Source organism: Streptococcus himalayensis (genome assembly GCF_001708305.1).
Classification (GTDB): Bacteria; Bacillota; Bacilli; order Lactobacillales; family Streptococcaceae; genus Streptococcus; species Streptococcus himalayensis.
This window is the reverse complement of the sequence record NZ_CP016953.1, coordinates 1,880,543-1,894,870: the sequence shown is the minus strand read 5'-3', so window position 1 is coordinate 1,894,870 and position 14,328 is coordinate 1,880,543. Positions and strand designations below refer to the sequence as shown.

The window sequence follows — 14,328 nt, the reverse complement described above, 5'->3', positions numbered from 1 at the left end:
GGAAGGCTGGAAATAGAACGAGCACAGCTCGCCCCTTGCAATTGAGAATTGTAGAAGATGACAGATAAAACTAGCGTAGCTTGTGTCCCAAAAAACGCAAGGATAACGGAGATTAGTTAGCACGTCAGATTTTGATTTTTGACGTGTATCAGAAAAAGACGATGGAATTTATTGTGCCACTCTAGGTTTCAAACCTTTGAGAGATTGTACACATATTCCAATCGTCTTTTTTATGTTAAAAGACACGGTAAACATAGGGATTGTCTGGTTTGTTTACTTTTTCAAAGTTTGAAATAGCAAGGCTTGGAAGGCTTTGCCCGAGCTGTTTGTGGTAAGTCAGCTCGATTTTTCCCTTGGCATGGATCCAAGTATTGTCAGGAAATGCTTCCTCATTTCCTGTAGTTAGAAGTCCATAAACTCCTGAGTCTGCGATACAGTGGATAATCCCAAAACGAAAGAGAAATTGATTGGTGGAGTTACTTGGGTCATTATAGACAAAGCCTGTTAATTCTAATTCTTTTCCGACAAATTCTTCGGGATAATCATAGAGCACCTCCATGATTTCCATGTAATTTTCCGTGGTCACCGTGAGGAGGTCTTTTCCTATATATTTTTTAGCAGCGACCTTCATTTCCCTTTCATAGGCTCCTTTTGTGAAATAGGAGCTAGTATCTGGCTTCAGATATTGATTGGTGGTGCCTTCCTCTTCTTGGATGGATTTGGAACTGCCTTCTGCTAGGGGAAAGTGAAAGCCTTTGGCAGAGACCGTTGTCGAGTCAAGGCTGACTGTGGGAAAGAACAGCCCGATAAACAGAGGAAGAATCAGTAGGGCAAGGCTTGCGAATTTGGCAGATTTGGTTTCCAAATGGCTATGCACCTTGATTTGTTTCATCCAGATAATCAGCTGAACGATGGCTAGGATAAAGGATAGTACCATGGAAATATAAGCCAAGTAGGAATAATGCATATTAATGTACTGGTTTAACTTACCTGATAATTGCAGGTACATACTAAGTTCAAAATAGCCTGCCAAGATGAGAAAACGAATCATAATAGCACCCCCACAAGATAAGCATAGATGAGAACTGTACCAGTTGTAAGCCCCATGAATTGCCAAATAAAACGGTTAGTAAGACTTGATTTCATCATGAGGATATTTTTGATATCCAGCATAGGACCAATGACCAGAAAGGCTAGAACGGGTGCTAGACCGAAACTAGAAAGGAGAGAACTACCGATAAAAGCATCCGCCTCGCTGCAAAGTGAGAGCAAGAATGCGAGAAACATGAGTAGTAAAATCGCTAAAAGCGGTGTCGCTACGATAGAGGTGAGAATTCTTGTCGGCACATAGACCTGCACCATGCTGGCAAAGAGACAGCCAAAGACCAGATACCGTCCTGTATCGAAAAACTCGTCAATAGCTTGGACAAAGATTTGAAAGATTTTCTGCCAAAAGCTGAGGTGGGAAAAATCATGTTGGTGAGGTTGTTTTCGATCCAGTTTTTGAATAGACTGCGTGTCTAAAAATCCATAGAAAATTCCCAAAATCATAGCTACAAAAATAGATCCTAAAGCTCTTAAAACAGCCATTCTAGGAGAATTGCCAAAGGCCGAAAAGGTCGCAAAAAGGACGATAGGATTGATAACGGGAGCTGTGACCAGAAAGGGAACAGCCGTGTAGCTCGGGACTTTCTTGTCTAAAAAGCGTGTGATAATCGGGACAATTCCACATTCGCAAGAGGGAAAGATAAAGCCGATAAAGGTCCCAAAGAAAATCCGTCCCCACTTATGTTTAGGAAGGCTCCGATAGACCCGCTCTGGTGTCACATAGACTTCAATCATTCCTGAAATGATACTCCCGATCAGGACAAAGGGCAGGGCTTCAATCATAATAGAAAGAAAAATAGCCCCTGCCTGTAAGACACTTGCAGGTAGTTGAGAAAAGACAGTCATGCCTTTTTCTCTTTCTGTGCTTCTTTTTGTGCCTTGTCTTTTTCATCAGGAAAAGTCACGGCATCCAGGTCAGGAAGTTTTGCAAATTCCTCAAACATCTTATCTAAATCATCTGTTTTGGTAAATTTAATAGCCATAAAAGCCTCCTTTTTTATTTTCTATTATACTACCATTTTGAAAAATATGGGGAAATAAAGTGAGAGGTGCCATGCTAGGATAGCTTGGTAAAGGTTTATGGGAGGAGAACTGCATGGTCGGAAGTCTCCTTTTGTCCCTTGTTGTTAGGGACAGTTTTTTGAATACCGATGAGAGATATGCATCTTACTCGTCTGTATCTTTTTATCAAGTTATGGATGACCTGACTGAAATGGGGGGGCATGTTCGTTTAAGTACAGTTCAGTGTCTGTGGGTTTAACTGCGAATGACACTATTTAGTTGCTAGTCATATGTCGTGGGTCATTGAAAGAGCGAATTGAGCTAGACAGCTGAATGTGTTATAATAGGCTTTATGAACACAAATAGTATTGAAATTGCACAAGAATTACAGTTGAAAGAATCAAGCGTTGAGCAGGTTCTAGCATTGACAGCAGAGGGGAATACCATTCCTTTCATCGCTCGCTACCGAAAAGAACGGACTGGAAATCTGGACGAAGTCGCCATCAAAGCGATTTTAGATTTGGACAAGTCCTTGACCAATTTAAAGGAGCGAAAAGAGACCGTTCTTGCAAAAATTGAAGAGCAAGGCAAACTCACTGACCAATTAAGACAGGCTATCGAAGAAGCAACGAAGTTAGCAGAAGTTGAAGAACTCTACCTCCCCTTTAAAGAAAAACGCAGAACCAAGGCAACCATTGCCCGTGAAAATGGCCTCTTTCCCCTAGCGCGCTTGATTTTGCAGGATGTCAAGCACTTAGAAACGGAAGCAGAAAGATTTCTCAATGAAAACTTTCCAACGATAGAAGCGGCTTTGTCGGGAGCAGTGGATATTTTGGTGGAGGCATTAGCAGATGATACCCACCTTCGTGCCTGGGTTTATCAGGAAATCCGCGAACATTCGCAGCTGATCTCTGTCGTTAAAGACGAGACCCTAGATGAAAAGGGGACGTTTGAGATTTACTATAATTTTTCAGAGAGAATTAAGCGGATGCAGGGTTACCAGACGTTAGCACTCAATCGTGGTGAAAAGTTAGATATTTTAAAAATCAGCTTCGACCATCAGTTTGAAAAAATGCTTCGTTTTTTTGAACTTCGTTTCCAACGAAGCAACGCTTATATTTCAGATGTCATCCACCAGGCTTTGAAAAAGAAAATCTTGCCATCTATGGAGCGACGGATTCGCACAGAGTTAAACGAAAGTGCAGAAGATGGGGCGATTCGTCTCTTTTCAGACAATCTTCGTCATCTGCTCTTGATTGCACCCTTGAAGGGTCGTGTGGTGCTAGGCTTTGACCCAGCCTTTCGGACAGGAGCAAAACTGGCTGTGGTGGATGAAACCGGCAAAATGTTGACGACACAAGTCATCTATCCTGTTCATCCTGCAAAAGCCCATCAGATAGAAGCAGCCAAACAAGAGCTTTCCCAGCTCTTGACCCAGTACGGAGTGGAAATCATTGCGATTGGAAATGGAACGGCTAGTCGAGAAAGCGAGGCCTTTGTTGCTGAGGTCTTGAAAGAACACCCGACGGTTAGCTATGTCATTGTCAATGAAAGTGGAGCGTCAGTCTATTCAGCCAGTGAATTGGCTCGGCAGGAATTTCCAGATTTGACTGTAGAAAAACGCTCGGCCATCTCAATTGCTCGTCGTCTGCAGGATCCTTTAGCAGAATTGGTGAAAATCGATCCCAAGTCCATCGGAGTTGGGCAGTACCAGCACGATGTCAGCCAAAAGAAATTATCGGAAAGTCTTGATTTTGTCGTTGATACTGTGGTCAACCAAGTCGGGGTCAATATCAATACAGCCAGTCCAGCCCTCTTGTCTCATGTGGCTGGTCTCAACAAAACCATCTCAGAAAATATCGTGAAATATCGGGAGCAGGAAGGCATGATTCGTTCACGTGCCGACATTCTGAAGGTGCCACGTCTTGGAGCCAAGGCCTTTGAGCAGGCGGCTGGTTTCTTGCGTATTCCTGAGAGTGCTAATCTGTTGGACAATACCGGAGTTCACCCTGAGAGTTACCCTGCTGTGGAGCAATTATTTGATTTGCTAGGAATTAGCGATTTGAATACAGAGGCTGCAGAGCAGTTGAAATCAGTGGATGTAGCCAGTGTGGCAGAAACCTTGGGCATTGGTCAGGTGACCTTGCGGGATATTTTAGAGGATTTACTCAAGCCTGGTCGAGATTTACGGGATTCCTTTGATAGCCCTGTACTGCGTCAGGATATCTTGGAGTTGAAGGATTTGGTACTTGGTCAGAAACTAGAGGGTGTGGTAAGAAATGTTGTCGATTTTGGAGCCTTTGTAGATATTGGGGTTCATCGCGATGGCCTGATTCATATTTCTAAAATGAGGAAAGGAAAGACCAACCATCCGAGCCAAGTCGTATCTGTGGGCGATATTGTGACAGTTTGGGTCGATAAGGTTGATGTGGAGCGTGAAAAGCTCAATCTTTCCTTGGTAGCACCTCGTGAAGCTAACTAAGTATGTTCAAACAGTCTCGCTGGAAGATTTTGGCTGGGAATTTCGTCACACTGCCCATTGGAATAGGCGATTGCGTTCAACAGGTGGCCGCTTTTTCCCCAAGGATGGTCATCTGGATTTCAATCCAAAAATCTACGAAGAATATGGCCTAGAAATCTTTCGGAAAATTGTTCGGCATGAACTTTGCCACTACCACCTTTATTTTCAGAAAAAGGGCTATCGTCACAAAGACAAGGAATTTAAGGAATTGTTACAGGCAGTCGATGGTTTACGTTATGCTCCTAGTCTTGAACAGTCTGCTTTTCATCAGTATCAGTGCCAAGCTTGTGGTCAGGTATATCCTCGAAGGCGGCGTGTAGATGTTGATAAATACCGCTGCGGCAAGTGTCAAGGACCCTTACAGGAAATATCGGCCTAAAGTCTGATGACCTTAGGTTCTCCTCATGGTAGAATAAGTCTATCAAGAAGAGCAGGAGAGGATGTTCATGGTTAAATTTTATAAATTACGTAGAAATAAATCGATCTCAGGGGTACTTGCAGGATTAGCTGATAAATTTGACTTTGATTTAGGCTTGATTCGATTTTTATTTGTCTTGTTTACCGTCTTTAATTTTGGTTTAGGAATTATTATTTATATCATTTTGGCAAATGTGATGCCCTACAAGGAAGATGTCGAAGCAGAACGCTATGGCACAGGCCCCAGAAAACGTAAAAATGCAGAACCAGTTCAAGAAGACGATTGGTTTTGGTGATGGTTGTCAACAGCAAGAACGGTTTTATACTCATCAACAATCAAAATCTGACGTCGTAAACTCACCTTGCTTCAACAGTCCAGCGAACTGTTGAGGGTTGGAAATAAGGATTATAGAATAGTCCTCAGCTGACCTTTTAGGACGCAAGCTAGGCTAGTTTTATCTATCACCTTTCACAATTGAGAATTGTGGAACCTAGTCAGATGTTGATGTTTATAGAGGATTAGCTATTTTTTATCAAATCTATCAAGAAACCATAAAAATCCTAAAACGATGGTTATCACACCAGTGTTTTAGGATTTTTTGTATGTCTCAGCTTTATATTTCTGAGAATGATGACAGAGGTCAGTCTAGTCTCATGGACTGAATTTTATCTTCATCTGGGGTAACTCGCAGAGTTTTCTGACCGGTATAAGTCACAAAACCAGGCTTACCTCCAGTTGGTTTGTTGAGTTTTTTGGTTTCAATCATATCGACTTGAACCAGATTGGACAAGCGAGCCTTGGAGAAATAGGCAGCAAGCTCTGCGGCATCTGTTTTTACCTCATCAGAGGGGGTAAGGTTGCCTGTGATGACCACGTGGCTTCCGGGGATGTCCTTTGCATGGAACCACAGTTCTTCTTTTTTTGCGAGTTTGAAGGTCAATTCTTCATTTTGAAGATTATTTTTCCCAACAAGGATGATGGTCTTGCCATCACTAGCCAGATATTTTTCAGGTTTCTTGCGTTTGTGTAGTTTATCGCGTTGGCGTCTGCGAATAAATCCTGTCTGGATTAGCTCTTCACGGATTTCAGCGACTTCCGAAAGATTGGCTTGAGAAAGGGCTGTTTCGACACTTTCCAGGTATAGGATGGTTGATTTGGTCTCTTCAATCAAGCCTGTCAAATGTTTGACAGCTTCTTTTAATTTTTGATACCGTTTGAAATAACGTTGGGCATTTTGATTGGGCGTCAGTGCCTTATCAAGGGCAATCGAAATTTTTTCACCTGTATAGTAGTTGTCCAACTCGACCTGATCTTGGTCGTTGGGCACTTGATGGAGGAAGGTTGTCAGCAATTCCCCTTTCTGGCGGAATTCTTCAGCATTTTCTGTGGCGATGAGTTCCTCTTCTTGTTTGATGAGCTTTTTGCGATTTTTTTCCAAATCTGTCTCGACGCGGCGGATTAACTCGCTGGCTTGTTGATTGACACGATCCCGTTCGGCCTTATCCTTGTAAAAATAATCAAGGGCAGCTGAGAGGGTCGGAAATTCTGCTTGGCTATCTAAAAATGAGAGAGAAGCGAAGGATTTCTCTGTCAGAGTTGCCAGCGTTTCTTGTGCAAAGAAGGCACGAAAATGCTTTAATTTATCCGTTTCCAAGCGTTTGCTGAGTTCTGTTGCTGTATCTCGTCCCAGTCCTTGGAAAAGTGTTTGCAAAGAACGGGGCTCTAAATTTTCACGTTGGAGAATTTCAAAGAGCTTTTCATCGGCAATGGTAAAAGGATTGGCACTCTCAGTGCTTGGAGGAGCTAGGTAAGTCGATCCAGGTAGAATGGTCCGATAGGAGTTTTGGGAAAAGCCGACATGCTTAATGGCTTCGATAATTTTTCCTGTCGCCTTGTCAAGCAAGATAATATTGCTGTGCTTACCCATGATTTCAATGCTGAGCGTCACGGCAATGGCATCGCCAATCTCGTTTTTATTGGAAACAGAGATTTCTAAAATTCGATCATTGTCGATTTGTTCGATCTTTTCAATCACAGCTCCCTGCAAGTATTTCCTCAAAACCATGATAAAGGTGTTAGGAATGGCAGGATTTTCAAAATTTGTCTGGGTTAATTGAATTCGTCCAAAGACAGGGTGAGCTGAGAGAAGTAGTTTTTGATTTTTCCGATTGCTTCGGATCTGAAGGACAATTTCGTGTTCAAAAGGCTGGTTAATTTTTTGAATGCGACCAGACAGTAGCTCTTGTCGCAATTCCTTGGTCATGTGGTGTAAAAAAAATCCGTCAAAAGACATGGGTATTCCTCGTATTTCTAATTGTCAGTAGTTTTCATGTTCCGTTTCTTTGCTTTCCAATTATACCATTTTTTAAAAAATTTACAAAAACCTATTGACAAATAAAATAAGAAATTTTATAATGTTTACTAATCAGAAGAAGTAATAAATGAGAAGTTTTCAGGGAGCTTGTGGTGATTGTGAACAAGCAGCGGACATTTATGAAATGGGCTGAGGATATAGATGAATTCAAAACAATGAGAATTCGGTTGGCACCCCTTACCGTGCACCTCCTTGTTAGAGGAGATGGAGATATGGAAGGATTCTAGACACTTCCATAAGTGAGGTGGCACCGTGTCATTGACGCCCTCGCATACAGTTTTTGTATGCGGGGGCTTTTTGTATGGGAGTGGGACAAAAATCGTGATTTCGTAGAAATCGATTTTGTCGTCCCACCCCCGCAAGGTTGACTAGGTTTGTAGAATGTTGATTTATCAACGTTTTACAAACCAGACAACTACTGCGCTAAACTGTTAAATCTATAAAAAATTATGAGGTTAGGGACTTTTGTCTCAGTCACTATCGGGAGGGATTTTGTATCATGAAGAAACGATGGCGTCTGTAAAGATGAGGAGCGCAAATAGACTAAAACATAGAGATACTTTATACATGAAATAGGAGATCAATCATGAAAAACAAAAATTTATTAGCAACCATTGCAGTGCTTGCAGTAGTCGTAGTTGGTGGTATATTCTTTTCAACAAAGAAGGATATGAAAAAAGAAGCAGGTCAGACAGATGTTGCCAAGGTAGGAGTCCTTCAATTTGTAACCCACGAAGCGCTTGATGAAATCTACCGCGGTATCCAAGATGGGCTTGCAGAAGAAGGATTTGCAGGCGATAAAATCAACATTGACTTCATGAACTCAGAAGGAGACCAAGGTAAAATTGCAACCATGAGTAAACAATTAGTCGCAAATGGCAACCAAGTGGTGGTAGGAATTGCAACTCCAGCAGCCCAAGGCTTGGCTAGTGCAACGAGTGACCTTCCTGTTGTCATGGGAGCCATCACAGATCCAGTTGGTGCAAAATTGGTGAAAAGTCTTGAAAAACCAGGTGCAAACGTCACAGGTGTTGCTTGTCCGCAACCGATTGGGCAACAGCTGGAGTTAATTAAAAAACTAACTCCAAAGGCTAAAACAATCGGTGTCTTGTATTCCAGTAACGAAGATAATTCTAAATTGAATGTTGAAAAATTCACAGAGCTAGCTGAAAAGGAAGGCTATACAGTTCTAGCTTATCCCGTTCCTTCTAGCAATGAAATTGCTTCAACCATGGCTGTCATGACCAGCAAAGTTGATGCGATTTGGGTTCCACAAGACAATGCCATTGCTTCAGCCTTCAAAACAGTTGTAGCGAGCAACAAAGAGGCAAAAGTCCCAATCTTCCCAAGTGCAGACACCATGGTGAAAGAAGGTGGTTTGGCATCTGTTGTCGTGAGCCAATACGGTCTTGGTGTTTCAACAGGAAAAATGACTGCTAAGCTTTTGAAAGGTGCAAAACCAGCAGAAACACCAGTAGACGTAGTGGATCAAGGAGCACCAATTATCAACAAAAAAGTCGCAGCAGAATTAGGCATTACAATCCCAGAAGAGGTTGAAAAAGCTGCTGGTGAAATTGTAGAATAAGCTAGAAAATGAGAGTGGGTCTAAGTTCGTGATCAACATGACCCCACTTATTTCTTATAGTATAGGATAGAAAATATGATTGTATCAATAGTATCACAAGGTCTGGTCTGGTCTATCTTGGGTCTGGGCATTTATATGACCTTTCGGATTTTGAATTTTCCAGACATGACGGCTGAAGGGAGCTTTCCTTTGGGCGGTGCGGTCGCAGTTACGCTAATTAGCGGTGGCATGAACCCATTTCTTGCGACAGGAATTGCAGTCCTTGCTGGTTGTGTGGCTGGTCTTGCAACAGGCTTGCTCTATACCAAAGGGAAAATTCCCACTCTTTTATCAGGGATTTTAGTGATGACCTCCTGCCATTCCATTATGCTGATGATTATGGGGCGGGCCAATCTTGGTCTGTTAGGGACGACACAAATTCAGGATTATCTTCCTTTTACGGATGCTATCAATAATCTAGTAGCAGGTTTGCTATTTGTAGTTGTCGTGATTGTAGCTCTGCTTTTCTTCCTTGATACTAAGTTAGGGCAGGCCTATATTGCAACAGGAGACAATCCAGATATGGCACGTAGTTTTGGCATTGATACCGACCGAATGGAACTCATGGGCTTGGTCTTGTCAAATGGAGTGATTGCACTTGCTGGTGCTTTGATTGCCCAACAGGAGGGATATGCGGATGTCTCACGTGGAATCGGGGTCATTGTCGTGGGTCTTGCCAGTCTCATTATCGGCGAAGTGCTTTTTAAGAGTCTCAGTCTTGCAGAGCGGTTGATGACCATTGTCATTGGAGCGATTTCCTATCAATTTTTGATTTGGGCTGTGATTGCATTTGGCTTTAATACGAGCTATCTTCGTATTTATAGTGCGGTGATTTTAGCAATCTGCCTCATGATTCCGACCTTAAAAGCAAAAGTCTTCAAAGGAGTGACCATTAGCAAATGACAGCAATTGTAGAATTAAAAGATGCCACTAAGGTGGTCAATAGCGGATTTGGCGAAGAAAAAGTGATTTTAAATCAGGTCTCTCTAACCATCCATGAGCATGATTTTATTACGATTTTAGGGGGAAATGGTGCTGGTAAATCAACCTTATTCAACGTGATTGCAGGTACCTTGCCACTGACGAGCGGAACGATTCATATCTTGGGTGACAATGTAACGCATTTATCACCGGAGAAAAGAGCCAAGTATCTGGCTCGAGTCTTTCAAGATCCGAAAATGGGAACAGCTCCTCGGATGACGGTTGCAGAAAATCTCTTGATTGCGAAATTCCGTGGGGAAGGGCGTGGTCTTGTTCCACGAAAACTCAGTAGTTACAAGGAAGAATTTCAAGCAACGATTGACCAGATTGGCAATGGTCTTGAAAAGCATCTAGATACACCGATTGAATTTCTTTCTGGCGGTCAACGTCAGGCCTTGAGTCTGCTAATGGCAACGCTAAAGCGACCAGAGTTATTGCTCCTTGATGAACATACAGCAGCACTGGATCCTAAGACCAGTGTAGCGCTTATGGAGTTGACCGATCGTTTTGTAACAAAGGACCAATTGACAGCTCTGATGATTACTCACCAAATGGAAGATGCCCTCAAATACGGCAATCGCCTCTTGGTGATGAAAGATGGGCAAATTATTCAAGATTTGAACAAAGAAGAAAAACAAAAAATGACCTTGGCAGATTACTATCGCTTGTTTGAATAAAAAACACTCCTCAGTTTGGAAAAACTGGGGAGTTTGTGGTTTGGGAAATAGTGGAGATTGTTAAAAAAGCAGTCACCCATTTCAAGTTTTCTGGGAGTAGGACAAACCATGTTAGGATTTGGTAAATAGATGGAATAATAGTATAAAGAGAGATAGGCAGACGAGAATGAGGCCGATAAGCAGATAAAATCGAACCCGCCTTTGATTAGCTTGTTTTATTTCCTCGGCTGATAGTGGTGTGATGGCGACACTGACTTCTTTGATAACCATCCCCCATGGGCTGAGTACATGGGTACGAATCATGCGAATATTAGCTTCTTTTTTTGAAATCCCCAAGTCTTTAAGTCCTTTTTGGATGGCTTTTCTGCGTGTTTTATCTTTATAAATTGGCATAGTGTTCTTTCAGGTAGATAGATTTATACTCATTATATATATATAATGTCAAGCATTTTCGGAAAATTTTTTAATTCCTGAACATTGACTTGTTTTTCAAGTTTGGCTGCTCATCATTAGTTTTGATAAATTTCTGAAAAAATAGTATAATAGATTAGATATGCAAGAGATTGCAAAACTGTCATTCGACTTGGACTTCCAAGGACCGTTAGTAAAAAATGATGAAATGAAGGAGAAATCATGAACAACATTAAAATAGTTGCTTTGGGTGGCGTCCGTGAAAATGGGAAAAATCTGTATGTCGCTGAAGTGGACGATTCGATTTTTGTGCTGGATGCGGGACTCAAGTATCCAGAAAATGAACAGCTAGGAGTCGATGTGGTCATTCCGACCATGGATTATCTTTTTGAACAGAAAGATCGTATTGCAGGGGTCTTTTTGACGCATGGGCATGCGGATGCCATCGGTGCCTTGCCTTATTTGTTAGCTGAGGCTAAGGTCCCTGTTTTTGGGTCAGAATTGACCATTGAGCTGGCGAAATTGTTTGTCAAGGGAAATGATGCGGTCAAGAAATTTAACGATTTTCATGTGATTGATGAGGATACGGAGATTGATTTTGGAGGTACAGTTGTGTCCTTCTTTCGGACAACCCACTCCATTCCTGAAAGTTTGGGAATTGTACTCAAAACATCAGAGGGAAATATTGTTTATACAGGGGATTTCCGTTTTGACCAGACAGCTAGTAGTTCCTATGCCACAGACTTTGGTCGGCTGGGCGAGATTGGTCGTGAAGGAGTTCTAGCACTCTTGAGTGATTCGGCTAATGCCGATAGCAATGTGCAAGTAGCGAGCGATAGCGAGGTCGGCAAAGAAATCACCGATACGATTTCGGATTGGGAAGGCCGTGTGATTGTTGCTGCGGTTGCGAGCAATCTTTCTCGGATTCAGCAAGTTTTTGACGCAGCAGCAGCCAGTGACCGTAGGGTCGTCTTGACTGGCTTTGATATTGAAAATATCGTACGGACTGCCCTTCGCTTGAAGAAATTATTCTTGGCAGACGAGCGTATTCTTATCAAGCCAAAAGAAATGAGCCAGTTTGAGGACCATGAGTTGATTATCTTGGAAACAGGTCGCATGGGAGAGCCTATCAACGGATTACGCAAGATGTCCATTGGTCGTCACCGCTATGTAGAGATTAAAGAGGGCGACCTCGTTTATATCGTGACCACTCCATCCATTGCTAAGGAAGCTGTTGTGGCTCGAGTGGAAAATATGATTTACCAAGCAGGGGGTGTGGTCAAGTTGATTACACAGAGCCTGCGTGTATCTGGTCATGCCAATGAACGCGACTTACAGCTCATGCTCAATCTGCTCAAGCCTAACTATCTCTTTCCAATCCAAGGGGAGTACCGAGAGTTGGCAGCCCATGCCAAGGCAGCTATGGCAGTGGGCATGGCTCCTGAGCGTATTTTATTGCCAAAGCGTGGTCAGGTGATGGCCTATGAAAAAGGGGAGTTTGTTCCGGCTGGTAGTGTTCCAGCAGGGGATGTCTTGATTGATGGAAATGCCATTGGCGATGTGGGCAATATTGTCCTTCGTGATCGCAAAGTCCTATCAGAAGACGGTATTTTCATCGTGGCTATTACTGTAAATCGTCGGGAAAAGAAGATTATTTCCAAGGCCAAGGTTCACACCCGTGGATTTATCTATGTGAAGAAGAGTCGCGATATTTTGCGGGAAAGTGCAGATTTAATCAATAAAACTGTGGAAGATTATCTGGCGCAAGATAGTTTTGACTGGGGAGAATTAAAGGGAGCTGTGCGGGATAATCTCTCCAAGTATCTCTTTGATCAAACCAAGCGACGTCCAGCTATTTTACCAGTAGTCATGGAAGTTCGCTAAAAGTTTGGAAAAACTAGCTGACTTTTAGTCAAGAAAAGAGTAAATACGATAGGAGTGAGGGAAGTGTCGGCTGCAGGCAGAAACTTGTCTTTCTCCTTTTTCTAACAAGAAAGGAACGAAAATGGCTTTAATGAGCATTACCTATTATTCGCAAGTAATGGATTTGGACTTGTCGGTGCAGGTTCTGTATCCAGACAAGGGACGGGTGGAAAATCCTGATGATACCGATATTCCGGTCCTCTATCTCCTCCATGGAATGGGTGGTAGGGATACGACTTGGCTACGTTTGAGCTCCTTGGAACGCTTGGTGAGAAAAACCAATCTCATCGTTGTCATGCCGGATACCCATAATGGTTGGTATGTCAATACCCAGTATGGGTATCCCTATTTTGATGCCTTGGCAATAGAATTACCAGCTGTGTTGCAACGCTTTTTCCCACACATGACTGACAAGCGTGAAAAGACCTTTATTACAGGTCTGTCGATGGGAGGCTATGGTGCCTTACGCTTGGCTTTAGAAACCAGTCGCTTTTCCTATGCGGCCAGCTTATCAGGTGCTTTGAGCTTTAAGGATTTTGATCCAAGGACAGAAAGTTTAGGGAATACTGCTTATTGGACAGGAACCTTTGGGAAAATCATAGACTGGGAAAGTCCTGACAATCCCCATTCCTTGATAAATCTGGCTAAAACAGCTGATAAAGACACTAAGATGTATATCTGGTGTGGGGAGCAGGATTTCCTTATCGGTGCCAATGATTTTGCAGCCCAATCCTTTAAAGACTTGGGCTATGATGTGGACTATCAAACAGCACCAGGTAAGCATGAGTGGTACTATTGGGACAAGCAGCTGGAGGTTGTTCTTTCTTGGCTACCGATTGATTTTCAATTGGAAGAACGCTTGAGTTAGCACGGGCGGAAGGACTTTATAGGTAGAGTAGCAAAAAAATAAGAACCTGTATTCACGCCATCACAGGAGCTTTAAAACAAGAGAAATAGATGAACATTTCATAAGTTTAACTTCCTAGGATGTTGAAAAGTCAGTATCATCAGAGGTCGATTTTGTGAAATGATCATACATTAATTGTTTGTTAAAGAAATGATGACATGGCAAATACAGGTTCTCAGTCAATTCAAGCAATTCTAGTGAGAAGGGACCTGGTTTATCAATGGTGGCAGGACGAAAATTCTCTTAAAAGAGAAATGAAGTACAACAAGAACTATTTTCTTTTATAGACAAACTAGAGAGAGGTGCCTGCTTTTTCTGTGACAAATGCAGAAAAGATGGTTAGAGTGAACATGAAGTTTTCTGCATGTCAAAGCTCAGGTATT

Annotated in this window: 13 protein-coding genes; 8 read left to right on the top strand and 5 right to left on the bottom strand. The window is 42.4% G+C overall.

The features are described 5' to 3' along the window. Window positions 1–235: 235 nt before the first annotated feature. From BFM96_RS08875 to BFM96_RS11250, 3 genes are read right to left on the bottom strand one after another with little or no spacing between them, the layout of a single operon-like run. A complete protein-coding gene (locus BFM96_RS08875) occupies window positions 236–1,051 on the bottom strand; it encodes a TIGR03943 family putative permease subunit (protein WP_068993146.1) in 816 nt (271 codons plus the stop codon). Then, window positions 1,048–1,953 (bottom strand): permease, encoded by a 906-nt coding sequence (locus BFM96_RS08870; RefSeq protein WP_068993144.1) that lies wholly within the window; start codon window positions 1,951–1,953, stop codon window positions 1,048–1,050. Before BFM96_RS08870 ends, BFM96_RS08875 begins: the two co-directional genes overlap by 4 nt. After that, window positions 1,950–2,090: an SPJ_0845 family protein gene (locus BFM96_RS11250; RefSeq protein WP_188595283.1), complete on the bottom strand. Its 141-nt coding sequence runs from the start codon at window positions 2,088–2,090 to the stop codon at window positions 1,950–1,952. Before BFM96_RS11250 ends, BFM96_RS08870 begins: the two co-directional genes overlap by 4 nt. 371 nt (window positions 2,091–2,461) lie before the next feature. On the opposite strand from BFM96_RS11250, the gene BFM96_RS08865 reads away from it, so the two are divergent. The 3 genes from BFM96_RS08865 (at window position 2,462) to BFM96_RS08855 (ending at window position 5,343) form a co-directional block, all read left to right on the top strand. Beyond that, window positions 2,462–4,591, top strand: a complete 2,130-nt coding sequence (locus BFM96_RS08865) for a Tex family protein (protein WP_068993142.1) — start codon at window positions 2,462–2,464, stop codon at window positions 4,589–4,591. Further along, window positions 4,578–5,009 (top strand): SprT family protein, encoded by a 432-nt coding sequence (locus BFM96_RS08860; RefSeq protein ID WP_068993141.1) that lies wholly within the window; start codon window positions 4,578–4,580, stop codon window positions 5,007–5,009. The genes BFM96_RS08865 and BFM96_RS08860 overlap by 14 nt, the downstream gene beginning before the upstream one ends. A 67-nt stretch (window positions 5,010–5,076) precedes the next feature. Next, window positions 5,077–5,343, top strand: coding sequence for a PspC domain-containing protein (locus tag BFM96_RS08855; RefSeq protein ID WP_068993138.1), 267 nt, complete (start codon window positions 5,077–5,079; stop codon window positions 5,341–5,343). A 345-nt stretch (window positions 5,344–5,688) separates the two neighbouring features. Here the strand turns inward: BFM96_RS08855 and BFM96_RS08850 are convergent, their stop codons facing one another. Then, window positions 5,689–7,341, bottom strand: a complete 1,653-nt coding sequence (locus tag BFM96_RS08850; RefSeq protein ID WP_068993135.1) for an Rqc2 family fibronectin-binding protein — start codon at window positions 7,339–7,341, stop codon at window positions 5,689–5,691. A 667-nt stretch (window positions 7,342–8,008) separates the two neighbouring features. On the opposite strand from BFM96_RS08850, the gene trpX reads away from it, so the two are divergent. From trpX to BFM96_RS08835, 3 genes are all read left to right on the top strand, one after another. Continuing rightward, complete coding sequence (gene trpX, locus BFM96_RS08845) at window positions 8,009–9,007, top strand: tryptophan ABC transporter substrate-binding protein (protein ID WP_068993132.1); 999 nt, start codon at window positions 8,009–8,011, stop codon at window positions 9,005–9,007. Window positions 9,008–9,082: 75 nt separating this feature from the next. Then, complete coding sequence (locus tag BFM96_RS08840) at window positions 9,083–9,949, top strand: ABC transporter permease (protein WP_068993130.1); 867 nt, start codon at window positions 9,083–9,085, stop codon at window positions 9,947–9,949. Continuing rightward, window positions 9,946–10,704 carry an ABC transporter ATP-binding protein gene (locus tag BFM96_RS08835; RefSeq protein WP_068993127.1) on the top strand — a complete coding sequence of 253 codons (759 nt, stop codon included), beginning with the start codon at window positions 9,946–9,948 and terminating at the stop codon, window positions 10,702–10,704. The genes BFM96_RS08840 and BFM96_RS08835 overlap by 4 nt, the downstream gene beginning before the upstream one ends. A 111-nt stretch (window positions 10,705–10,815) precedes the next feature. Here the strand turns inward: BFM96_RS08835 and BFM96_RS08830 are convergent, their stop codons facing one another. After that, window positions 10,816–11,097, bottom strand: a complete 282-nt coding sequence (locus tag BFM96_RS08830; RefSeq protein ID WP_068993124.1) for a hypothetical protein — start codon at window positions 11,095–11,097, stop codon at window positions 10,816–10,818. A gap of 240 nt (window positions 11,098–11,337) precedes the next feature. Here BFM96_RS08830 and BFM96_RS08825 point away from each other — a divergent pair, with 240 nt between their 5' ends. Beyond that, complete coding sequence (locus tag BFM96_RS08825; RefSeq protein WP_068993122.1) at window positions 11,338–12,999, top strand: ribonuclease J; 1,662 nt, start codon at window positions 11,338–11,340, stop codon at window positions 12,997–12,999. 121 nt (window positions 13,000–13,120) lie between these two features. Next, on the top strand, window positions 13,121–13,906 hold the full coding sequence (locus BFM96_RS08820) for an alpha/beta hydrolase (protein ID WP_068993119.1): 786 nt from the start codon (window positions 13,121–13,123) through the stop codon (window positions 13,904–13,906). The last annotated feature ends 422 nt before the right edge of the window (window positions 13,907–14,328 follow it).

What these genes read in the sequence shown, in the direction of transcription:
- BFM96_RS08875 (WP_068993146.1), bottom strand. Translation starts at nt 1,051, where the DNA reads ATGATTCGTTTTCTCATCTTGGCAGGCTATTTTGAACTTAGTATGTAC.
- BFM96_RS08870 (WP_068993144.1), bottom strand. Translation starts at nt 1,953, where the DNA reads ATGACTGTCTTTTCTCAACTACCTGCAAGTGTCTTACAGGCAGGGGCT.
- BFM96_RS11250 (WP_188595283.1), bottom strand. Translation starts at nt 2,090, where the DNA reads ATGGCTATTAAATTTACCAAAACAGATGATTTAGATAAGATGTTTGAG.
- BFM96_RS08865 (WP_068993142.1), top strand. Translation starts at nt 2,462, where the DNA reads ATGAACACAAATAGTATTGAAATTGCACAAGAATTACAGTTGAAAGAA.
- BFM96_RS08855 (WP_068993138.1), top strand. Translation starts at nt 5,077, where the DNA reads ATGGTTAAATTTTATAAATTACGTAGAAATAAATCGATCTCAGGGGTA.
- BFM96_RS08850 (WP_068993135.1), bottom strand. Translation starts at nt 7,341, where the DNA reads ATGTCTTTTGACGGATTTTTTTTACACCACATGACCAAGGAATTGCGA.
- trpX (WP_068993132.1), top strand. Translation starts at nt 8,009, where the DNA reads ATGAAAAACAAAAATTTATTAGCAACCATTGCAGTGCTTGCAGTAGTC.
- BFM96_RS08840 (WP_068993130.1), top strand. Translation starts at nt 9,083, where the DNA reads ATGATTGTATCAATAGTATCACAAGGTCTGGTCTGGTCTATCTTGGGT.
- BFM96_RS08835 (WP_068993127.1), top strand. Translation starts at nt 9,946, where the DNA reads ATGACAGCAATTGTAGAATTAAAAGATGCCACTAAGGTGGTCAATAGC.
- BFM96_RS08830 (WP_068993124.1), bottom strand. Translation starts at nt 11,097, where the DNA reads ATGCCAATTTATAAAGATAAAACACGCAGAAAAGCCATCCAAAAAGGA.
- BFM96_RS08825 (WP_068993122.1), top strand. Translation starts at nt 11,338, where the DNA reads ATGAACAACATTAAAATAGTTGCTTTGGGTGGCGTCCGTGAAAATGGG.
- BFM96_RS08820 (WP_068993119.1), top strand. Translation starts at nt 13,121, where the DNA reads ATGGCTTTAATGAGCATTACCTATTATTCGCAAGTAATGGATTTGGAC.